General features: G+C 62.1%; 19 protein-coding genes, 4 tRNA genes and 1 pseudogene. 8 read left to right on the top strand and 16 right to left on the bottom strand.

The annotated features are described in order from the left end of the window. Nucleotides 1-86 precede the first annotated feature (86 nt). From ACQKPS_RS00005 to ACQKPS_RS00025, 5 genes are all read right to left on the bottom strand, one after another. Nucleotides 87-1370 carry an arsenic transporter gene (locus ACQKPS_RS00005; protein WP_254480696.1) on the bottom strand — a complete coding sequence of 428 codons (1284 nt, stop codon included), beginning with the start codon at nucleotides 1368-1370 and terminating at the stop codon, nucleotides 87-89. Nucleotides 1371-1381: 11 nt separating this feature from the next. Continuing rightward, on the bottom strand, nucleotides 1382-1876 hold the full coding sequence (locus tag ACQKPS_RS00010) for an RES family NAD+ phosphorylase (protein ID WP_427602026.1): 495 nt from the start codon (nucleotides 1874-1876) through the stop codon (nucleotides 1382-1384). Further along, nucleotides 1858-2334, bottom strand: coding sequence for a type II RES/Xre toxin-antitoxin system antitoxin (gene parS / locus ACQKPS_RS00015; protein WP_254480694.1), 477 nt, complete (start codon nucleotides 2332-2334; stop codon nucleotides 1858-1860). The genes ACQKPS_RS00010 and parS overlap by 19 nt, the downstream gene beginning before the upstream one ends. A gap of 76 nt (nucleotides 2335-2410) precedes the next feature. Then, on the bottom strand, nucleotides 2411-3502 hold the full coding sequence (locus tag ACQKPS_RS00020; protein WP_427602028.1) for a pyridoxal phosphate-dependent aminotransferase: 1092 nt from the start codon (nucleotides 3500-3502) through the stop codon (nucleotides 2411-2413). A 97-nt stretch (nucleotides 3503-3599) separates the two neighbouring features. Continuing rightward, complete coding sequence (locus ACQKPS_RS00025) at nucleotides 3600-4175, bottom strand: biliverdin-producing heme oxygenase (protein ID WP_427602030.1); 576 nt, start codon at nucleotides 4173-4175, stop codon at nucleotides 3600-3602. A gap of 140 nt (nucleotides 4176-4315) precedes the next feature. Between ACQKPS_RS00025 and ACQKPS_RS00030 the strand changes: the two genes are divergently transcribed. Next, nucleotides 4316-4855, top strand: a complete 540-nt coding sequence (locus tag ACQKPS_RS00030) for a histidine phosphatase family protein (protein WP_254480691.1) — start codon at nucleotides 4316-4318, stop codon at nucleotides 4853-4855. A gap of 19 nt (nucleotides 4856-4874) precedes the next feature. Here ACQKPS_RS00030 and ACQKPS_RS00035 read toward each other — a convergent pair whose 3' ends face one another. The 4 genes and pseudogenes from ACQKPS_RS00035 to ACQKPS_RS00050 form a co-directional block, all read right to left on the bottom strand. Continuing rightward, nucleotides 4875-5660 carry a sulfite exporter TauE/SafE family protein gene (locus ACQKPS_RS00035; protein ID WP_176506190.1) on the bottom strand — a complete coding sequence of 262 codons (786 nt, stop codon included), beginning with the start codon at nucleotides 5658-5660 and terminating at the stop codon, nucleotides 4875-4877. A 238-nt stretch (nucleotides 5661-5898) separates the two neighbouring features. Continuing rightward, nucleotides 5899-6639: a methyl-accepting chemotaxis protein gene (locus ACQKPS_RS00040; protein ID WP_371263233.1), complete on the bottom strand. Its 741-nt coding sequence runs from the start codon at nucleotides 6637-6639 to the stop codon at nucleotides 5899-5901. A 117-nt stretch (nucleotides 6640-6756) separates the two neighbouring features. After that, nucleotides 6757-7785: pseudogene (gene mcpA, locus ACQKPS_RS00045) on the bottom strand (methyl-accepting chemotaxis protein McpA); the annotation flags it as partial. A 144-nt stretch (nucleotides 7786-7929) separates the two neighbouring features. After that, nucleotides 7930-8808, bottom strand: coding sequence for a LysR family transcriptional regulator (locus ACQKPS_RS00050; RefSeq protein WP_427602033.1), 879 nt, complete (start codon nucleotides 8806-8808; stop codon nucleotides 7930-7932). A 98-nt stretch (nucleotides 8809-8906) separates the two neighbouring features. Between ACQKPS_RS00050 and ACQKPS_RS00055 the strand changes: the two genes are divergently transcribed. Next, the gene (locus ACQKPS_RS00055) at nucleotides 8907-9335 is read left to right on the top strand and encodes a PACE efflux transporter (RefSeq protein WP_176507431.1); all 429 of its coding nucleotides are present in this window, start codon (nucleotides 8907-8909) and stop codon (nucleotides 9333-9335) included. Between the two features lie 15 nt (nucleotides 9336-9350). Here ACQKPS_RS00055 and ACQKPS_RS00060 read toward each other — a convergent pair whose 3' ends face one another. The 6 genes from ACQKPS_RS00060 to ACQKPS_RS00085 form a co-directional block, all read right to left on the bottom strand. Beyond that, the gene (locus ACQKPS_RS00060) at nucleotides 9351-10415 is read right to left on the bottom strand and encodes a hypothetical protein (RefSeq protein ID WP_427602035.1); all 1065 of its coding nucleotides are present in this window, start codon (nucleotides 10413-10415) and stop codon (nucleotides 9351-9353) included. 86 nt (nucleotides 10416-10501) lie between these two features. Next, nucleotides 10502-11182 (bottom strand): GntR family transcriptional regulator, encoded by a 681-nt coding sequence (locus tag ACQKPS_RS00065; RefSeq protein ID WP_427602037.1) that lies wholly within the window; start codon nucleotides 11180-11182, stop codon nucleotides 10502-10504. Between the two features lie 16 nt (nucleotides 11183-11198). Beyond that, entirely contained in the window at nucleotides 11199-11903 is a 705-nt protein-coding gene (locus ACQKPS_RS00070) for a FadR/GntR family transcriptional regulator (protein ID WP_254480686.1), read from the bottom strand. Between the two features lie 44 nt (nucleotides 11904-11947). Continuing rightward, on the bottom strand, nucleotides 11948-13258 hold the full coding sequence (locus ACQKPS_RS00075) for a C4-dicarboxylate transporter DctA (protein ID WP_283724003.1): 1311 nt from the start codon (nucleotides 13256-13258) through the stop codon (nucleotides 11948-11950). Between the two features lie 294 nt (nucleotides 13259-13552). Continuing rightward, entirely contained in the window at nucleotides 13553-14044 is a 492-nt protein-coding gene (locus tag ACQKPS_RS00080) for an Lrp/AsnC family transcriptional regulator (RefSeq protein WP_427602040.1), read from the bottom strand. Between the two features lie 104 nt (nucleotides 14045-14148). Continuing rightward, nucleotides 14149-15213 (bottom strand): ornithine cyclodeaminase, encoded by a 1065-nt coding sequence (locus tag ACQKPS_RS00085; protein WP_427602042.1) that lies wholly within the window; start codon nucleotides 15211-15213, stop codon nucleotides 14149-14151. A gap of 742 nt (nucleotides 15214-15955) precedes the next feature. Between ACQKPS_RS00085 and ACQKPS_RS00090 the strand changes: the two genes are divergently transcribed. Further along, a complete protein-coding gene (locus ACQKPS_RS00090) occupies nucleotides 15956-18076 on the top strand; it encodes a phosphatidylinositol-specific phospholipase C domain-containing protein (protein ID WP_427602044.1) in 2121 nt (706 codons plus the stop codon). A gap of 128 nt (nucleotides 18077-18204) precedes the next feature. Here the strand turns inward: ACQKPS_RS00090 and folD are convergent, their stop codons facing one another. Further along, nucleotides 18205-19059, bottom strand: coding sequence for a bifunctional methylenetetrahydrofolate dehydrogenase/methenyltetrahydrofolate cyclohydrolase FolD (gene folD, locus ACQKPS_RS00095; protein WP_427602046.1), 855 nt, complete (start codon nucleotides 19057-19059; stop codon nucleotides 18205-18207). Nucleotides 19060-19329: 270 nt separating this feature from the next. Here folD and ACQKPS_RS00100 point away from each other — a divergent pair. The 5 genes from ACQKPS_RS00100 to ACQKPS_RS00120 all read left to right on the top strand — a co-directional run bounded on the left by ACQKPS_RS00100 (nucleotide 19330) and on the right by ACQKPS_RS00120 (nucleotide 20340). Continuing rightward, nucleotides 19330-19406: transfer RNA gene (locus ACQKPS_RS00100), tRNA-Arg, on the top strand. Nucleotides 19407-19449: 43 nt separating this feature from the next. Then, a tRNA-His gene (locus tag ACQKPS_RS00105) sits at nucleotides 19450-19525 on the top strand. Nucleotides 19526-19582: 57 nt separating this feature from the next. Further along, nucleotides 19583-19667: transfer RNA gene (locus ACQKPS_RS00110), tRNA-Leu, on the top strand. Nucleotides 19668-19703: 36 nt separating this feature from the next. Next, nucleotides 19704-19779 (top strand) — tRNA-His (locus tag ACQKPS_RS00115). Between the two features lie 261 nt (nucleotides 19780-20040). Next, nucleotides 20041-20340, top strand: coding sequence for a DUF6388 family protein (locus ACQKPS_RS00120; protein WP_060507988.1), 300 nt, complete (start codon nucleotides 20041-20043; stop codon nucleotides 20338-20340). Nucleotides 20341-20516 lie beyond the last annotated feature (176 nt).

Raw genomic sequence — 20516 nt, forward strand, 5'->3', positions numbered from 1 at the left:
AAGTTGGGGGTTTTTTTATCGCGGGGTTGCAATGTGGTTGTTTTGGTCCTTTCGCGCGGGGGGCTCCACCCCCCCCCCCGGCGATATCAAATGCTCAACCGCACTGCCAGCGCCGCCAAGGTCACCAGCAGCACCGGCACCGTCAGCAACACGCCGACCTTGAAGTAGTACCCCCAGCCAATCGTCACCCCCTTGCGCGCCAGCACATGCAGCCAGAGCAAGGTCGCCAGGCTGCCGATCGGGGTAATCTTCGGCCCCAGGTCGCAGCCGATCACGTTGGCGTAGATCATCGCCTCGCGGACCACGCCGTGCGCCTCGCTGGCGTGGATCGACAGTGCGCCGATCAGCACGCTGGGCAGGTTGTTCATCACCGAGGACAGCAGCGCGGCAATCAGCCCGGTTCCCAGTGACGCCGCCCACAGGCCATGCCCGGCCAGGCCATTGAGCACGTGGGTCAGCGAGTCGGTCAGGCCGGCATTGCGCAACCCGTAGACCACCAGGTACATGCCCAGCGAGAACACCACGATGTGCCACGGCGCCTCGCGCAGCACGCGGCGGGTCATGATGACGTGGCCGCGCGCGGCTACCGCGAACAGCACCAGCGCCCCGGCAGCGGACACGGCGCTGACCGGAATGCCGAGCGGCTCCAGCACGAACAACCCGGCCAGCAGGCCTACAAGTACTACCCAGCCGACGCGAAAGGTAGCGCGATCGCGGATGGCCAGGGCTGGTAGCTTGAGGTCTTCGGCAGTGTATCGGGCCGGTATGTCGCGGCGAAAATACAACCAAAGCACCACCAGCGTGGCCGCTACCGCCACCAGGTTCACCGGCACCATCACCGAAGCGTAGGCATTGAAACCGAGGCCGAAGTAGTCCGCTGAAACAATGTTCACCAGGTTAGATACGACCAACGGCAGGCTGGCGGTATCGGCAATGAAACCGGCGCCCATGACGAAGGCGAGGGTCGCTGCGGGGGAAAAACGCAGGGCCAGCAGCATCGACATGACGATCGGGGTGAGGATCAGCGCAGCCCCGTCATTGGCGAACAATGCTGACACCGCAGCCCCCAGCAGCACCATGAAGGCGAACAGCCGACGCCCGTCACCACGCGCCCAGCGCGCCACGTGGAGTGCAGCCCACTCGAAGAACCCCGCTTCGTCCAGCAGCAAGCTGATGACGATCAGGGCAATGAAGGTGGCGGTGGCATTCCAGATGATCGCCCACACGATGGGGATGTCGTGCAGCGAGACTACCCCGAACAGCAGCGCCAGCACGGCGCCGAGGCTGGCGCTCCAGCCGACGCCGAGGCCCTTGGGCTGCCAGATGACGAGGGTCAGGGTGAACAGGAAGATCAGTGCGGCTGGGAGCATGAGTAGGGGATTCAATGATTGGGTGAGCCGACCTGGAACATCCGCGGGTCGTACATGAAATCGTACATTTCAACGACCTGGATCTGACTCACCGCTGGGTGGCTGGGGTTGATCACGATATTGCGCTCCAACGGCAGGATGGCAGACGGGATGATCAGCCCAAGGTGGCTGTTCGACTTCAACCAGGCTGTGCCGAATGCCATGCTTGGGCGGTCGGCAGGCAGGCTGGCCCAGCCCTCGGGGAGGCCCGTTGCATCGACCTGGAGGTACAGCGAGGTATCTGCAGGGAGCTCGAAGCAGGTGATCTTCAAGGGGACGGTGGGTTCGCCCGCCGCATGGACAAAGGTTTCCAGGCAACAGATTGCCGGCGTCATGCCCATGTACACGGCGGGCACGTCCTGATCGTTCCAGCGCCCGCCTTCGATGGCCGCGCCCTTGCCACTCAAGTCAGTGGCGCGTTTTGCCTTTGCGATTCGCCACCCCCGCATCAGGCAACCCCACCCCATTCCAGGGCCTGCAGTACCCGGCGCACCTGCTTGGCTCCGATTTCGGTTTCGCAGAGCAGGATCGGAGCGACATCACCCAGGGCTTTGTTCGGCTTCGATAGCCACTGTGCTGCAGCGTCGCGGCTCTCGAAAACCTCCTCGGCCTGATGGGACACCGAGGCGATGCGGTCCAGGCGTTCGGAGGCGACGGTATCGAGCACCTCGTGCTCCCGAACACGCCGCTCCAGCGTGGAGATCGAGGCATTGAGCAGCAATGCCAGACTGGGTTCTTCGAGGTTGAAGGTGTAGCGCACGGCACGGAAGAGGTGGGCAGAAAAGCCGCGCTTGATCTGCACCAGTCGCTCCGATTCCCTGAGGGCATAGCGGCTGGCGCTGAATGCCCAGAATTCGTCGATGCCAGAACTGCGCACATCTTCCTTGGCTTTTTCGTGGCGCCGTTGGGCGATTGAAATGCTCATCACGCCTCCGTCAATTGACTGGTTTTTTTCGTCAAATGAAGTATAGGCCCGTCGGGCACTCCATTGCATCTACCTTTCAGCCGGTGGTTACCCTGGCAAAGGCGTGCCGAAAGTGCAGCATGTCCTGCTCGTCGCCGACACTGACCCGCACCCAGTTCGGCCAGCTCGGCCACACCCGGCCCACCAGCACGCCGTGCTTGGCCAACCGATCCACCACCGGCTGTGCCGGCCCGCGCATGTCGATCATGAAGCAGTTGGTCTGCGACGCCGTGCAGCGCCAGCCGCGCTCGCCCAGCCAGGCAATGGTGTGGTCGCGCAGGCGGGCGTTCTCGGCCTTGCGCTGGGGCACCAGCTGCGGGTCGTTGAGGCTCGCCAACCCGGCCAGCAAGGTCGATGCAGCGGCCACGTTGTCGCCGTCATACACCTCCAGGCGCTTCAGCAAGGGCGCCTGGCCGATGGCCAGACCCAGGCGCGCCCCGGCCATGCCGTAGAGCTTGGAGAAGGTCTGCAATACCAGCAGCTGCGGGTGCTCCTTGACCAGGCTGATGCAGCTCTGGGCATCGCTGAAATGGATGTAGGCCTCGTCCACCAACACCACGCTCTCGGCCGGGGTGTGCTTGAGCAGGCGTTCGATATCGCGCCGCGGGGTGAGCGTGCCGGTGGGGTTGTTGGGGTTGCACAGGTAGATCAGCCCGGGGGCGCTGTCGGCCGCCAGCATGGCGTCGATATCATGGGCATGGCGCGCATCCAGGGCCACTGCGTGCACGGCGCTGCCATGGCCTTTAGCGGCCTCGGCGGCCGCTTCGTAGGAAGGTTCGGCGAGCACCAGGCTGCGCGGGCCGGTGAAGGCCATCACGGCGTGCTGCAGGGCCAGCTTCGAACCACAGAACACCTGGACTTGTGACGAGGCCAGGCCATGCTCGGCAGCGAAGGTGTCGATCAGGCGGTACTGCGCCTTGTACGGGTAACGCCCGCATTGCTCGATGCCATCACGCATGGCCTGGCGGGCAGCGGGGCTCGGGCCCCACGGGCTTTCGTTGTAGTTGATGCGTACCGGGTCTTGATTGGTGCCCGGCGCAGCGGGGGCTTCGCCAGCCCAGCCCAGTTGGCCGAGCAACGGCAGGGCCATCCCCAGGCCCACCAACGAGCGACGTGTCATATCGGTCATGTAGCGACTTCCTTGTTGTCATTGGATACAGCAAGGAACGAGAACCGACGCTGCAAATTAACGGTGGCAAAACGCCGAATAGCGCCAATGGCAGGCTCTAATTCAAGACATCGCAGTCGCCGAGCCACGCTTCGAAGCGGGTAAAGGTATCGATGGCGGCCTGGACCGTGATGGCCTGTTCTGCAGCCGGTGCCCGGTCAAGCCGCTCCAGAAAGCTTCGCCAGTAGCTGCCGGTCCGTTCGCCGTACACGTCGAGAAAGGCTGCACCGCTGTCGTGGCCGATGCCCAGGCGCTCGGCCATTGCCCGCTTGAGCACCTGGCCACCCAGAGTCGAGCCCTCCAGCACGTACATCACGCCCAGCGCGCTGGCCTCGTCGTGGATGGTCGGCAATGCCTGGCACAGCGGCAGGGCGCCGATATCGGCTTCACTCAGGCCCAGCGCCAGCAAGTCGCGGGTCAAGGTTGCGGCCTTGTGGCGTTCCGGGCCCTGATACTCGCTCAGGTGCTGTTCCAGGGGGGCATGAAAACCGTAATAGGCCTGCAGCAGGCGCCGATAGTCAGTGATATCGAAGCAGGGGCTGAAGAATGGCAGGCGCGCCTCCAGCGTCTTGTGGCAGTCACGGGTACCTTCGCGCAGGGCGAGCAGCAAAGGGCTGGGTGTAGTGGTGGGCATCGATCTGGCTCTGGTGGCATTTCGCCTAGGTAGGAGTGGCGATGCTAACTCGACGTTCCGCCCTGGCGTGACTTTGTTGCGGTAAAAAAGTGGCGGGCATGTTAAACCAGTCGGCCTGACTTTTAGCGAAGAACGCCTTGGTGAAAGCCGTACGCCTGTCCTTGATCTGCCACGCCCTGACCCCGGCCCAGAAAAGCGGGCGCCTGGCGCTGCCCGACGACGGCATTTTGCCTTTGGCCCTCGAGTCCTTGACGACTACCCCCGGCATGCAGCTGCTGGCTGCGCCTGAGCGGCGCACGCAGGAAACGGCGCTGTGCCTCTCATCGCAGGTGCAGAGCGAACCGGCATTGGCCGATTGCGCCCTTGGCCACTGGCAGGGTCTGCCTCTCAAACAGTTGCAGGCCGAGCACCCTCAGGCATTGGCGCTGTGGCTCGACGACCCGCTCAGCGCGCCCCATGGCGGAGAGTCGTTTGCGCAGGTATGCGAGCGTGTAAAGGCATGGTTGATGGCCTTCGACAGGCCGGGTGAGTGGCTGGCGGTGACTCACCCCTGGGTGATCCGCGCTGCACTGGTAGCGGTGCTGGAATGCCCGCTGGCTGCTGCGCAGCGGATCGATGTGCTGCCGTTGGCGAGGGTCGAGTTGAGCTTTACCGGGCAATGGCGCTTGCGTCTGGATTGAGCAAGCGCCGGTTGCCAGGTCAGAACACCAGCTTGTAGCCGATCAGCAGCAACATCGTCGCCAGGCAAGGACGCAGCACGCGATCAGAGATGCGCCCGGTGAGGTGGCTGCCAAGGTAGATGCCTGGTAGCGAGCCCAGCAGCAGGTAACCCAGCAGCGACCAGTCCATGTTGCCCATGCCGGCGTGGCCGATACCGGCAACCAAGGTCAGGGGGACGGCATGGGCGATTTCGGTGCCAACCAGGCGACGGGTGGCCAGGAACGGGTAGAGCAGGAACAGCGCCACGGTACCCAGGGCGCCGGCACCGATCGAGGTCAGGGTCACCATGACGCCCAGCAGTACGCCGGTCAGCACAGTGAGAACGTTCAGGCTGCGGTCGCTGAGGTGATAGTGGTCACCCGCGTGACGGCTGGCGAACGCTTGCAGGCGCGACTTGAACAGGATTGCCAGGGCGGTGAGGATCAGGACCACCGCCAGGCCCTGCTTGATGATGGCGTTCAGCGCCGTGGTGTCGGTGTGCAGGGTGCTGAGGAACCACAGGGTCAGCGCTGCCGCCGGTACGCTACCGAGGCTGAGCAGGCCGGTGATCTTCCAGTCGATGTTCTTTTGCCGGGCATGCACCCAGACGCCACTGCCCTTGGTGATCGCCGCATACAGCAGGTCGGTGCCCACGGCAGTCGCCGGGTTGATGCCGAACCACAGCAGGATCGGGGTCATCAGTGAACCACCGCCGACGCCGGTCATGCCGACGATGAAACCCACAACCAGTCCGGCAATGGTGAAACCGAAAGAACCTACATCCATACGCTACTCGACTGCCCAGCTTTGCCCGTTATCGGATGGGTGCCAGCATATAGGGAGTTTTTATAGCCAAATAGACTTGTTCGTTATTAGGTTATAACCACGTGTTTTTATCACTGCGCGCATCTTTGTGGGAGCGGGCCTGTCGGGGCGCCGAACCGCCGCGAAGCAGGCGACCCGTCGGATGGAACCGGCTTCGCCGGTGTTCGCGCGCCCGCCCGCTCCCACAGGGGTAAGGGCATCAGATGCGGAAGCTGCCCACCAGCTGCTTCAGGCGCCCGGCCTGCTGAGCGAGCGCATCGCAATGCTGCAGGGTCTGGTTGAGGTTTTGCACCCCTTGCTGGTTCAGCGCGTTGATCTGCGTGATGTCCAGGTTCAGGCTCTCGACCACCGCAGTCTGCTCCTCGGTAGCGGTGGCCACCGATTGGTTCATGCCGTCGATTTCACCGATGCGCTCGGTGACGCTGGCCAGGCGTTCACCGGCCTGGTTGGCCACCTGCACGGTCTGTTCGCTCGATACCTGGCTGGTATTCATGGTGTGCACCGCCTCACGCGAGCCCACCTGCAGGCTGGTGATCATGCGGTGGATTTCCTCGGCCGATTCCTGGGTGCGGTGTGCCAGGTTGCGTACCTCGTCGGCGACCACGGCAAAGCCGCGGCCGGCCTCACCAGCGCGGGCGGCTTCGATGGCGGCGTTGAGCGCCAGCAGGTTGGTCTGCTGGGAAATGCCCTTGATCACGTCGAGAATCTTGCCGATCTCATCGGTGCTGGCATTGAGGGTTTCGATCTGCTGGCACGATTCACTGATGCGCTGGGAAAGCGCAGTCATGGCGCTGATCGCCTGCTCGACCACTTCACGGCCGCCGTGGGCCTGCTCGCTGGCACCGCTGGCGTGTTGCGAGGCGTCGGCCGCATTGCGGGCGATTTCCTGGGTGGCGGCGCCCAGCTGGTTGATGGCCGCGGCCACGCTGTTGGTGCGCATGCTCTGTTCTTCTGAGCCGATGATCGAGGCGTTGGAGGCGTCGACGACTTTCTCCGACAGGTCGTGCACCAGGCGGGTGGCCGAAGAGACCTCGCTGATCGAGGTGTGGATACGCTCGACGAAGCGGTTGAACGAGCTGGCCAGTTCACCGAATTCGTCCTTGTGCTGGACCTCGAGACGCCGGGTCAGGTCGCCTTCACCTTCGGCGATGTCCCGCATGGCGCGGCCCATGGTGGTCAGCGGGCGCATCAGTACCGGGATCAGCAGGCCCAGCAGCACGGCGATGGCGACCACGGCGATGAGCATGGCGATGATCGCTGACGTTCGGAACTGGCTGAGCGCTGCGTAGGCTTTGTCCTTGTCGATCGACAGGCCGATGTACCACTGCGCCGATGGCAGGCCGGCCACCGGGGCGAACGAGATCAGCCGTTCCTCACCGTTGAGGGTGACGTCCTGCATGCCAGCGGCCACCCGCAGGCCGCTGCCGGGGTAGATGTCCTTGAGGTTCTTCATCAGCTGGTCTTTGTCCGGGCTGACGATCACCTGGCCACTGCTGTCGGCGAGGAAGGCGTGGCCGATGCCACCGAAGTCGACCGAGTTGATGATCTCGACCAGGGTGTCGAGGGTCAGGTCACCGCCGACCACCCCGATCAGTTCGCCGTTACGCTTGCTTTTTACCGGTACCGCGATGGTTACCATGAGGCCACCGACTGCGCCCTGGTAGGGGGCGGTGAGTACGGTCTGGCCGGCGCTGGCCGCGCTGCTGTACCACGGCCGCTGGCGGGGGTCGTAGCCGGCCGGCATCTGTGTGTCAGGGCGCTGGGTGAATGCGCCGTTGGCCTGGCCCAGATAGGTGAAAAGGAAATTTCGCGTATAGGAAGGCTGCTCGATCAGCCCGCCGAGGGTCGCTCCTGCCCCTTGTTCGGCGATGTCCTGCGCCAGGTTTTCCAGCACCAGGATACGCCCGCTCATCCAGTTCTGCACGCTGCTGGCGGTCAGCGCGCCAGACTGTTGCACGGACGATTCGATGTTCTGGCGAAGGGTGTTGCGTTGCAGGTAATCGTTGTAGAGCGTGAACAGTGCAAAGGCCAGCACCACGACACCGCAGGCGCTGAGAAGGATCTTGTGGCGAAATTTCAGGTTCATGTTTCGAGACCTTGAGCCAAGGATGGGAAGGGCGCCGCGTGCTTGTGGCGAAAAGGCGAGTCCTGTCCTACGTGTTATCGGCGCGCTTGGTAAAAGGTTGAAACAATTAGCTATTTGCCTGGCACGCCGACGACGGACGGTGGGCTAGCCAACGGTCAGCAGCTCGATCAGCAGGCGAGCGCCCTGGCGCAATGGGTGCTGCTTGCGCCAGAAAACATGTATCGGCAGCTGCAGTTCGTTGCGGGTATTGCCAAATTGCAGGCGCACCAGGCGCCCGGCCGCGACCAGCGGCGCGACCCGGGCCAGTGGCAGGTCGCCCCAGCCAAGGCCGGCTTCGACCATCTGCAGGGCCAGGTCGAAACTGTCGGTGGACCAGTGCGTGGCGCCGATCAACGGGCGTGGGTCAAGCAGTGGCAGGTCGCGGCTGCGGACCAGGATCTGGCGCACATTGACCAGGTCTTCGAGGTTGTGGATACGGCCTTCGATCAGGGCCGGGTGGGTGGGCGACAAGGTGGCCACCAGCGTTTCCATGCCGATGTGCTGGAAACTGCGCCGGGCATCGACCTGCAGGCCGGCAAAGGCCAGGCACAGGTCGACGCGCCCGCTGTCGAGCAACTGCAGGGCTTCTTCCTGGGGAGCGCTGAGCAACTGGATATCGAGCAACGGGTAGCGGGCGCCGAGGCTGGCCACGGCGGCCAGCAACGGACGGTGGTCGATATCCGGTACCACGGCGAGGGTGAGGCTGCTTTCCAGGCCCTGGGACAGTTCCAGCGCGTGCACCTGCAGCAAGCCCAGTTGCTCGGCGATCAGCCGTGCATGGGGCTCGAGTGCCAACGCCTGGGCGGTGGCGCGGACCTCGCGTGAGCCGCGCTCGAACAGGGTGTAGCCCAGTTCGGCTTCGAGGTTGCCAATGGCCATGCTCACCGCCGAGGGCACCCGGTGCAGGGCGCGGGCAGCGGCGGAAAACGATCCGCGGTCGAGCACGGCGAGAAACAGCTGGATGTTGTCGCTGGAAAAGTTCATGGCAGCCTCCTGTCAGTCAATCTGAAGGCTGCTGACTTTTCCTGTCAAGCCAGGTGAATCATCCTTGCGCTCTCGCAATTCGACACATGAGGTAACCCGTGCAGGGCGTCAAACGCAAACTGGTCTACGTGACCGCCTATGAACTCATCGGCCTGTGCATGTCGACGCTGGGGCTGGCCTACCTGTCGGACACCCAGGCTTCGCACACCGGGCCGCTGGCGGTGATGATCACCACCATCGCCATGCTCTGGAACCTGATCTACAACAGCCTGTTCGAGTACTGGGAGAGCCGCCAGGCCACCCGTGGGCGCAGCGTGGCGCGGCGGGTGGCGCATGCCATCGGTTTTCAGCTGACCTTGGTGGTGTACCTGATTCCGCTGATTGCCTGGTGGCTGGACATGAGCCTGGTGGAGGCGTTGCTGGTGGACCTGGCGTTCATCATTCTGATCCCTTGCTACACCTTCGCCTACAACTGGGCGTTCGACCGGATCTTTGGTTTGCCGACTTCGGCCATGGCCGCCGCCTGAGGCCGGCGCAGGAGACTAAGGCAGGCGTATCAGCAAGGGTTCCTGTGGTGCCGGCGCTTGTCGCTGTTCCGACTGCTGCTGCATCGACGGCTGTGGCATGGTGGCCAGCAGGCTGTCCTCGACCTGCCCCGACAGGTAGTACACCCCCGCCAGGGCGCCGCTCTGGCGGTTCTCCATCAGCTCCTGCCATTCCTGGTTGAGCGCGACATTGAGGATGACCCGCAGTTGCTCGACCATCTGCGGCTGGTCACGGGTGTGGGACATGATGCCGTAGCCGGTCGCCGCGATCGAGATCATCGCGCCGGCCACCTTGCCCACGGCACTGGCGACGGCACTGGCGATGCCGCGAGGGGCCAGGGTGGCGCCGAGCTTCTCACTGGCATTGGTCGCCACGGAGGACAAGCTCACATCGGTTTTCCCCGGGCCTTTGGCGGCCTGCTTGTGCAAGTGCTCGCGCAACGCCAGCCAGGCCGGTTGCTGCTCGAGCGGCTTGGCCCGCAGCAATTGATAGAGCGAGGCATTGCGCGCGGGTGGCGGCCCCAGGTTGATCGCCGGAATGCGGTTCAGGCGCTGACTGAACTGCTCGGGCGGCGCATGGTAGCGCTGGATGATCGCTGGCAGTTGCTGGCCGAACAGTTGCAAGTACAGCTCGCAGGCACGATCGCGGATGCCCTCTGGGTTGATTTGTTCGGCCACGGGTTCGATCACCCGCTCGTGGTACTGCTCCTGCAGGTACAACGCCAGGCGCTTCTCTGCAGGCTCGCTGCCTTCGCCGCTGTCGAGCTTGTACCAGGCCACCTTCATGGTCAGCCATTGCTGGGTCCAGTAACCGGTGAACCAAGGGATGAAGTCGTTTTCGGTACGTTGCTGAACCTGTTCCTTCCATACCCGCATCGAGCGTCGTGCATAGTCATTGGCCGAGCCGGCCGCGCCGACCGAGGCCTCGATCAGCTCCTGGTCGATGCGCTGCCAGCTGGCGGGGTCGAGTACCGCTGGCGGGGGCGGGGCCGGCGGGTGTTTGCCTGCGCAGCCGGCGATAGCCAGCAAGAGGCACAGCAGTACCAGCAATCGTCGGCTCACTCGGCTGCCTCCCGGGGTAGAGGCGGGGTGGTCATCCGAGTATAGGGCGCTGCTCAGGGGGCTGCCGTGCAGCCTATCGGCCGTGGTCAGCCGAGGTCGAGCTTGTCTTCCAGACGGTCGAGATGATCATGCATCAACGCCAGCGCCGCCTGCGCATCACCGGCTTCCACGGCATCGATGATCGCGGCATGTTCCTCCCAGGCGCAGTGGTCGCAGCAAGGCGATTCATAGCGGGCGATGATCAGCGAAGTCATGGGTACCAGGCCGTTGAGGAAGCGCGCCAGCGGCGCATTGTCCGCCACCTGGGCGAGCTTGAGGTGAAACTCGCCACCCAGGCGGATGGCGGCGCAGCGCTCACCGCTTTCGTGGTGCTGGCGCTCGCGCTCGACCAGTTGGCGCAGCTGGCGAACCTGCCCTGGCCGTGCGCGTTGCGCGGCCAGGCTGATCAGGGTGGTTTCGGCCAGGCGCCGGGCACTGAGCACCTGGCGCGCCTGCTCCGGGTCTGGCGCTGCCAAGTGGGCAGTGTGGCTGGGGCGCTGCACCACCACTTGCTGGTCCGACAGGCGCCCGAGCACCCGGCGGATAACCGTGCGGCTGACGCCAAAGGCATTCCCCAGGGCCTGTTCGGGCAACAGGCTGCCAGGCGGCAGGCGCTGTTCGAGGATCGCGTCGAACAGGCGCGGGTAGATCTGCTCGGCCGACAGGCGAGTTTCGCCAGCGGCGAGCAGGGCAGGCAGGCGGGGGGCGGCGTGGGCGCAGGCGGTCATGGTCGCTCTCCAAGGGTCATTGGCCGGGCTGGTCGTCCGGGATATTGAGTTGAATGCCCATGCGCAGGCCTTCGGCGAGTATGTGCTGGCGCATCTGGGCGCTGGCCTGGGCACTGTTGCGTTCGCGGATGGCGCGTACCACGGCTTCGTTTTCCTTGAGCCGCGCGGCCAGGTGCTCGGGCGAATTGCGCAGCATGCTGGCGCTCTGCTTGAGGGCGTTGCCGGTCTGCTGCACCACGCTCTGGAAGATCGGGTTGGTGGTCAGGGCGAACAGCGCCTCATGGAACGCGATGTAAGCCTTGGCCCCGGCCTCGCTGTCATCGGCTTCCAGGGCTTCGCGCATGTCCATCAGGGTCAGGCGCAGTTGGCCGATGTCCTGGCTGTTGGCCGATTGCGCGACCAGCCCGACGATGAACGGTTCGAGGGTGTAGCGCAGCTCCAGCACATCGGCAAGGCTCGCCGCTGCGGCGCTTTCGCTGGTCGGGTCGTGGGGCGCTGCCTCGGCATCCAGCACCAGCACGCCCTTGCCTGGCAGTGCCCGCACCAGGCCCAGGGTCTCCAGCACAGTCACCGCTTCGCGCAGGCTGGGGCGGCTGATGCCCAGTTGCTCGGCCAGTTCGCGCTGGCCGGGCAGCATGTCGCCGGAGCGCCACTGGCCACGGGCCAGGGCCTGGCGCAGTTTTTCCACCACTGAGTTGACGACGGTCGATGAGCTGATCACGGTTCGCTCCTGGAAGGGCCGGCAACAGCGCCGGCCACGTTCGCTCAGAATTCCTGTTGATGGGGGTTGGCTGGCTTGCGTGGCGCAGGGGCGAAGCCGGGTTTGCCATCGAGCACGTTATGCGCACGTTCCAGGTCGATGTCCTTTTCCCAGCGGGCAATGGCGACGGTGGCCACGCAGTTGCCGATCAGGTTGGTCAGCGCCCGGCCAATACCCATGAACCAGTCCACCGCCAGTACCAGCACCAGGCCCACCACCGGGATCGCCGGCACGGCGGTCAGGGTGGCGGCGAGGATTACCAGCGCCGAGCCTGGGATGCCGTGAGCGCCCTTGGAGGTCACCAGCGACACCAGCAAAATGGTCAGCAGGTCGGTCATCTCCAGCGGTGTACCGGTGGCGTTGGCAATGAACACGATGGCCAGGGTCAGGTAGATGGAAAAACCGTCGAGGTTGAACGAGTAGCCGGTGGGGATGACCAGGCCGACGGTGGAACTGCCGATGCCCAGGTGTTCCAGCTTGCGCATGATCTGCGGCAGCACGGCGTCGGACGAAGCGGTGCCGAGGACGATGGTCAGCTCTTCACGCAGGTACTTGATGAACGGCAACAGCTTAAGGCCCGACACGCGCATCACCGTACCCAGCACAATCAGCACGAAGCCGGCGCAGGTCAGGTAGAACAATGCCACCAGGCCGCCCAGGTGCTGCAGTGATTCCAGGCCGTACTTGCTGGTGGTGAAGGCGATGGCGCCGAACACGCCGATCGGCGCCAGGCGCACGATCATGCCCATGATGCGGAAGATGACGTGGCTCAGTTCGTTGATCAGCCGCGAGATGCCGGCGGCCGAGTCGCCCACCAGGTTCAGGGCACTGCCGAACAGCACCGAGAACAGCAATACCTGGAGGATGTTGTTGTCGGCGAAGGCACCCACCACCGAAGTCGGGATCAGGTCCATGAAGAACGCCGTGGCGCCATGGATGTGCTGGCCGCGCTCGGCCAGGCTGCTGGCGTCGGCGCTGGACAGCTGGTCGAGGTGGATGTTGGCGCCGCTACCGATGCCGCTGGTGAAGGCGAACACCAGGCCAATGACCAGGGCGATGGTGGTCAGCACTTCGAAGTAGATCACCGATTTCAGGCCGATGCGGCCGACCTTCTTCAGGTCACCGGCGCCGGAAATGCCGCTGACCACCACGCAGAACACGATCAGGCCGATGAGCATCTTGATCAGCTTGATGAAGCCGTCGCCGAGGGGTTTGAGCTGCAGGGAAAGGTCGGGGAAGCTGAGGCCGCAGGCAATGCCGAGAGCAAGGCCGAGCACTACTTGCAGGAAGATCGAACGCGAGCACCATTTGAGCATGGGAGGGATCTCAGATCGGTGTCCTTGCTTCGGTGCCGCACGGGGCGAAAGAGCGCAGGACTTAATTATTGTGGTCTTACCGGTATGTTCAGCGCGGGGTCATAAAAGCGCGAAAAATCCGAGTTTGCAAGCGATTTTGGCCTTACCGGTCTGACCAGTTGTGGGGCATTTGCGCTGGCCGGGCTCTAGTTCGGTGCATCGGGGGTTACAGCAGCCGCTTCGAGGAGGCTGAAACAGGGCGCTGGCCAGCGCGAGGGGGATGATTGCAATCTGCTTGCCAGCCATTGCGGCCGGTTACAGGGGCAGTGGCGGGGCCATGTACTTGACGGCCGCCAGCTCCGGGTGCGCCACCAGCTTGTCGATGTGCAGTGCATCGTCGTTCATCCAGCTTTCGCTGAGCACCCGATAGTGCTCCATGTCGCGGCAGCGCAGGCGCAGGCTGTAGTCGAAATGACCGCTGATCAGTTGGCATTCATAAACCTGCGGGCAGGCCAGCATGGTGGCTTCGAAGGCTTTTTGCGCGGCGCGCCCGCTCTGGTTGGACAGCGCTACCAGCACCAGCAGCGACAGGCCAGGGGCGAGCTTCTGCAGGTCGATGATGGCGCCATAGCCGCGGATCACGCCGCGTCGCTCCAGTTTGCGCACCCGCTCCAGGCACGGTCGCGGGGTGAGGTGGACCAGGTTCGAGAGCTTTTCGAAGGTGATGCGGCCGTCGTGTCGCAGCACATCGATGATGGCTTCGTCGATGCGGTCCAGTGGTTGGGCATTGGCGTCCTTGGTGTCCATGCGCAGGGCTTCTTTCGGAAGAGGGCACGAACAGGGTAGGCGTAAACCGGGCCCGCTGCGCGGCGCTTTGGCGACATAGGGCGGCGCAGCAGCCTCAGGGGGGATCAGGCGCAGGCAGTGTCGGACTTGTGCGTCGGGCGTGCGCCAACCACGCGCGGTTGCAACAGTGAGTAGAGGTCCTTCGCGTTGTCCAGTTGCGGGACCAGCGCGATGTCCTGGCCAATACCCAGCATGCGCGCAGTGTCCAGCACATAACGCAGGGCCGAGTAGTCTTCCAGGGCAAATCCGACCGAGTCAAAGAGCGTGACCTGTTCGCCATGTTCGCGACCTTGAGCGCGCCCGGCGAGCACCTGCCAGAACTCGACCACAGGCGAATCCTCGGGCATCTGCTGAATCTCGCCTTCAACACGGCTCTGCGGTTCGTATTCGACGATCACTCGTGCCTGTTCGACGATGTCACGGTGCAACTCGGTCTTGCCAGGGCAGTCGCCGCCCACGGCGTTCAGGTGCATGCCCGGCTCGATCATCTTCGGGGTAAGGATGGTCGCATAGGCCTTGTCTGCCGTGACCGTGGTGACGATATCGGCGCCACGTACCGCTTCGGCGACGGAGTGGGCGATGCTCAGCTTCAGGCCGGGGCGGCAGGCCAGGTTGGCGACCAGCTTGGCCGAGGCCGCCGGGTCGATGTCATACAGGCGGATCTCGTCGATGCCCAGCAGGGTATTGAAGGCGATGGCCTGGAACTCGCTTTGCGAGCCGTTGCCGATCAGGGCCATGCAGCGGCTGTCCTCCCGCGCCAGGTAGCGAGCTGCCAGTGCCGAGGTGGCGGCAGTACGGATCGCCGTGGTCAGGGTCATCTCGCTGAGCAGCAAGGGGGTACCGGTGGCGACATCGGCCAGGGTGCCGAAAGCCATCACCGTGGGCAGGCCCTGGTGCGTGTTCTTCGGGTGGCCGTTGACGTACTTGAAGGCGTACAGGTTGGCATCGGACACCGGCATCAGCTCGATGACCCCGTCGGGCGAATGGTTGGCCACCCGGGCGCACTTCTCGAAGGCCTGCCAGCGCAGGTAGTCCTGGCGAATGTATTCGGCCATCTCTACCAGGCAAGTGGCCAGGCCTTTGCGGTTGACCAGGCGGGCGAGGTCTTGGACATCGATATAGCGGGTCATGACGGGTCTCCTTGCGGCGACGCTTCCAGAGTGGGGGCTGGATTCATTGTGCGGCGAGCAGGGCGGGAAAGCTGGCTGTCCTGGGGCATGGTGACAGCGACTCTGGCTGATTTCGAGGCAGCGGCAGCCGAATCGGCTGTGGGGGCCTGTACCGGCGTTGTCGCCGGCAAGCCAGTACCCACAAGTACGGCAACTCCTTTGTCCAAGGGAGTTGCAGGACCGAGACTGAGTGATGGGTGCAAGCGCAACATCATTGTGTGCATGTATGGCGCTCACGGCTTTGTTTGATGCGGCGTTTGCGGCATCTGTTTTTGTAAAGTACCTGATATTTTTGCTAGTTGTGCTGAGTCTGTGGACTTGGCAGATTGAAAGTGCCCGATGCTCAAGCGGTGGTTGTCCGAATCGGGAAATGCCCACGTTCGCTGAATACGTCCGTCTTCACGTCGCGATTCTTTCTTGCTGTGCCTTTGTTCTCTGCGGCGCTTCAGGGTGGTCAGGTAGACAAGAACAGATCAAAAGGAGCTCTAGGGTGAACGCGATGAATATATATAGACTTGTAATCGGTCGGTGCGAATGGGTCCGGCACCGCTTGCAGAAGCTCATTATGAAGGCAAGCGCTACCCGATATCTGGCGCCAGGGTGGATGGTGCTGGTAATGCTGTGTTCGAGCTGTGCCATGGCGACGCCGCCCAGTAGCAATGAGGTCCAGTCCGGTATCAATGGTGCACAGCCAGGTACGGTAGTGGATAAGTCACGCCCGTTCAGTCAATACCAATGGCTGACTTCGCACAACGCCTTTGTTACCCGTACCTGGACCGGTGCCCCGAGTCAGGATCTTTCAATTGCACAGCAGTTGGCGCGAGGCGTCAGAGGGCTCATGCTGGATACCTATAACGATCCGGTTAAGTTATGCCATCCCGCCAATGACTGTAGGTCAGATTTGAGCGATGTGCTGAGTACCATAACGTCGTTCCTTGACGCGAACCCGGAGGCCGTCATAACCGTTTTCTTTGAAGATTACGCAACGCGGGAGGCTATGCAGAAAGCGTTCAATAGGGTTCCGGCCATGAAAAAATACGTTTTCAATCCCAAGGCACGTTGGTCTGGTCGATCTGAGTGGCCGTCCTTACAAGAGATGATTAGCAGCAATCAGAGGCTCATTCTCATCACGCAAGAGGAAAAGAACGCCGGCGTGTATGCAGATAATGTGTACATGTTCAAGGACTCCTCTGTCACCGTCGAAAACACTTGGTCCCTAGGTAAAACGATTTTTGATCACGACCTAAGTTGCAAGAGTCGTTATGATTACCAGCCATTGAGTATGACAAAGTCCCAAAATGTCGACATCAGGGGTTGGTCGCTGCTTTTCGTGATGAATCACTATCATGATTCGACCTTAAGCACCCACAGTGCTGATGACAATGAAATGGGCGGCAGGGTAGGTCTGGCAGACAGGGTTAATAAGCAATGCAAACCGGCAGCCGGGCGGGATCCCAATTATATTGCGCTCGACTTTGTCGAGCAGGGCGATGCTCTGGAGTATGTCGAGGCGCAAAACAATGGGCGCCTTATTGCCTATGAGGGTAATAATCAGAGTCAGTCAATTGTTTGTACCTTTTCAACCGCATTTGATCGCACGATTAATCTGCAATCAAGTGATGAGGCCCGGCTCGGATGTGAAAATGATGAGATGCGATCCATTTCACTGTCAGGGGTAAAAAAAGGAACTCGTCTCACATTCTATGATAGCCCCAGTGGTGACTTGCAGGATGACTACACGATTATTGATATCAAGCGAGATATTGGTCGCACCAAGGTTATCAACATCAATTCCTTCGAGCAGTTGTTTGAGGAAAATGATGATTATCGGATTGTCTGGGTAAAAAATAACGGCCTGGATGGTTGGGTGAGTCGGATCAAGGTGGAAAACAAGGTTTCGCCCAGTAACCCGGATGCAGCACTTGTCTTATATGAAGCGTCCAATGGTGGTCAGAACAATCTCTGTACCATCAAGCTGGACCGCAGTTACCATTTCAATTTCCCTGGTGATCAAAAGTGTGATAACGACGAAGCGATCTCGGGGCGCTTGCTCAAGGCGAAGAAAGGTACGGTCATCCAGCTCTATGGCAACTGGCATGCAGTCAAGTGTGACCAGGGTTGTTCCACGATATCGGTGCTGCAGGATGTTGATACGCCTATCACGATCCCCAACTTTGAATACAGTTGGACCAGCCCGGACCGCAAGGTGCAGGTCGTGCGTTCGGGCGGATCGCAGCAACTCAATGGCAAGATATCTTCGGCTCGCGTAACCCTTAATGCCTTTGCCGGCCAGAATCTTGTACCCGAAATCCCGACCGCGGCTGCAGACGGGTATTGGGGGACCTGGGGGTCGACTGGCACCTGTCCCGCAGGAAAATCCGTCTGGGGGTTCAAACTGAAAAGTGAGCCCAGTAGAGGTACTGGAGATGACACGGCCTTGAATGCCGTCGAGATGTATTGCTCCAGGGATAGTTCGACGCCCATCAGAAGTAAAGAAGGGCCTTGGGGTAGCGAGGTTAAAGGCCCTGTCTATTGCGGGGTCAGTGACGGGCCTGTGACTGGATTCCAGATTCGCATCGAAGCGCCACTTAGTGGTGGTAATGCTGATGATACTGCAGCCGGTAATGTCCGTCTGATCTGCAAGAACGGCAAGGTACTGAAGCTGGAGCCCTCGGCTCAATGGGGGACATGGAGCCCGATCTACTCTTGCCCGCCTGGTCAGGCTGCGAACGGCTTCAAGACCCGTGTCGAGGATCCTCTCAATGGGGATGACACGGCCCTCAATGGTATGCGCCTGCAGTGCGGGGAGGATAAGACCCAGTAGATGAAGCGGCATGAACGCGTGCCTGTCGGCAGGCCTGCGCGCGTTACCCTTGCGAAGGGGGGGCGGCGGCGCGCAAGTCAAATGAAAACGGCACCTCTTCAGAGGTGCCGTTTTCATGTCACGCGGTATTACTTGTGCAGCTCTTCCGCCGCATACAGCGTGTTTTCCAGCAGGCAGGCGCGGGTCATCGGCCCGACACCACCCGGCACCGGCGTGATCCAGCCGGCGCGGGGCAGGGCGGTCTCGTAGACCACGTCGCCGACCAGCTTGCCATCTTCCTGGCGGTTGATGCCGACGTCGATGACGATCGCGCCTTCCTTGATCCATTCCCCCTTGACCAGGCCTGGCTTGCCTGCGGCCACGACCACCAGGTCGGCACGCCCGACGTGGCCGGCCAGGTCCTTGGTGAAGCGGTGGCAGACGGTCACGGTGCAACCACCCAGCAGCAGCTCCATGGCCATCGGGCGGCCAACGATGTTGGAAGCACCGACGATGACCGCGTTCATGCCGTACAGGTCCTGCCCGGTGCTTTCCAGCAGGGTCATGATGCCTTTTGGCGTGCACGGGCGCAGCAGCGGGATACGCTGGGCCAGGCGGCCGATGTTGTAAGGGTGGAAGCCGTCGACGTCTTTGTCGGGGCGGATGCGCTCGAGCAGCAGCGAGGCGTCCAGGTGGGCCGGCAGCGGCAGCTGCAGCAGGATACCGTCGACGGCCGGGTCGTCGTTGAGGCGGTCGATCAGCTCGGTCAGCGCTTCTTGCGTGGTTTCGCTGGGCAGGTCGAATGCCTGGGAAATGAAGCCGACCTCTTCGCAGTCCTTGCGCTTGTGCGAGACGTAGACTTGGGAGGCGGGGTCGGTGCCGACCAGGATCACTGCCAGGCCCGGCGTGCGCAGGCCTTGCTGGCGACGCTCCTCGACACGTTGAGCGATCTGCTTGCGCAGGTTGGCGGCGATCGCCTTGCCATCGATTAGGTGTGCAGTCATAGACGCGTGATTAACCATCGAGAAAGGAACAATAAAGAGGGCGCATTCTCGCACGAGTCCGCCCAAGGGCAAAGGCGGGTGGTCGGGCAAATCCCCTAACCCCTTAAATAATTTAAATTTTTCCGAGAAAGGTGTTGACGATGCATAAGCTCGCCTATAAGATTCGCCGCACTTGTCGGGCACAGCCTAGCACTGGTTGGCGAGGTCGGGCAGAATGAGTGGTTTGGCAGTTATCTGTTAACGGCTTGTTCGGTTAGGCTTCACGCTTAAGCGCCCGTAGCTCAGCTGGATAGAGCATCCGCCTTCTAAGCGGATGGTCGCAGGTTCGAGTCCTGCCGGGTGCGCCATTTAGGCAGCTTGGGCAAGCAAGTAAAGCTGTAGTGCAATATGGTGGGCGTAGCTCAGTTGGTAGAGCGCCGGATTGTGATTCCGGTTGTCGTGGGTTCGATTCCCATCGTCCACCCCATATTCGACGAAGGCGCCGTTGATTGAATGATCTGGCGCCTTTGTTTTTAAGCGTTACGCGGACGTGGTGAAATTGGTAGACACACTGGATTTAGGTTCCAGCGGCGCAAGCTGTAAGAGTTCGAGTCTCTTCGTCCGCACCATGCTTCTGTAAGGTTGTATCGCAACACCGCAATATGGTGGGCGTAGCTCAGTTGGTAGAGCGCCGGATTGTGATTCCGGTTGTCGTGGGTTCGATTCCCATCGTCCACCCCATATTTTTCGAAGGCGCCTTGATCGTGAGATCAGGCGCCTTTGTTGTTTCTGGGGTTATGCCTTGTGGGATTTGGCGCCTGTCAGGCCGAGCGCCGCCCGCGCGGCGCTCGGCCTGACAGGCACTGCAAGGGTTAAGCCAGGAACTTCGCAGCCATAACTCAATCTCCCCCTTGCAATCCTCTGGTGGCACCCCAATAAAAGCTGTTAGATTTCAGCCGGTTGAAACACCGGCCCGTTTTGGCCGGCAGAGGAATACCCCTGATGATTGCAAAAGAAGCCCGCCAGGCCCTGGCGCTGCAGCGCTTCGCTGAAGCCAATCCGCAATTGCTCGAGGAAATCCGCGAGCTGGATGCGCGTGAGCAGGCTCAGCAGATCGAGTGGGCATTCGAGGATGCTGCCGATGAGCAGGGGCTTCAGCCCTGGGAGCTGGCGTTGCAGCTGATTGCCGAAAGTCCTGAGCAACTGCAGGCCATGCGCCTGGAGACCCATCGCGAAGTGGCCGAGGCGTTGGGCATGGAGTGGGAGGAGTACTGCCAGTTCAACGAGATCGATCCTGAATAAGCAGGTCGCTTTCAAGCTGGCGGTTGTTTGACAAGGTATTTCGGTTGTGTGCGACCCATTGGGTGGTATGCGGCCCTCTATATAAGAGGCTCGGCACTTCACTGTGCGGGCCATGCAAGTTAATCGACCGGCGTGGTTTCCCGTCGTCCCGGGTGGGGTGACTTCTGGTGCGTGAC

The sequence above is a fragment of the Pseudomonas sp. NPDC086566 genome (genome assembly GCF_050280885.1).
Taxonomy (GTDB): Bacteria; Pseudomonadota; Gammaproteobacteria; order Pseudomonadales; family Pseudomonadaceae; genus Aquipseudomonas; species Aquipseudomonas vlassakiae.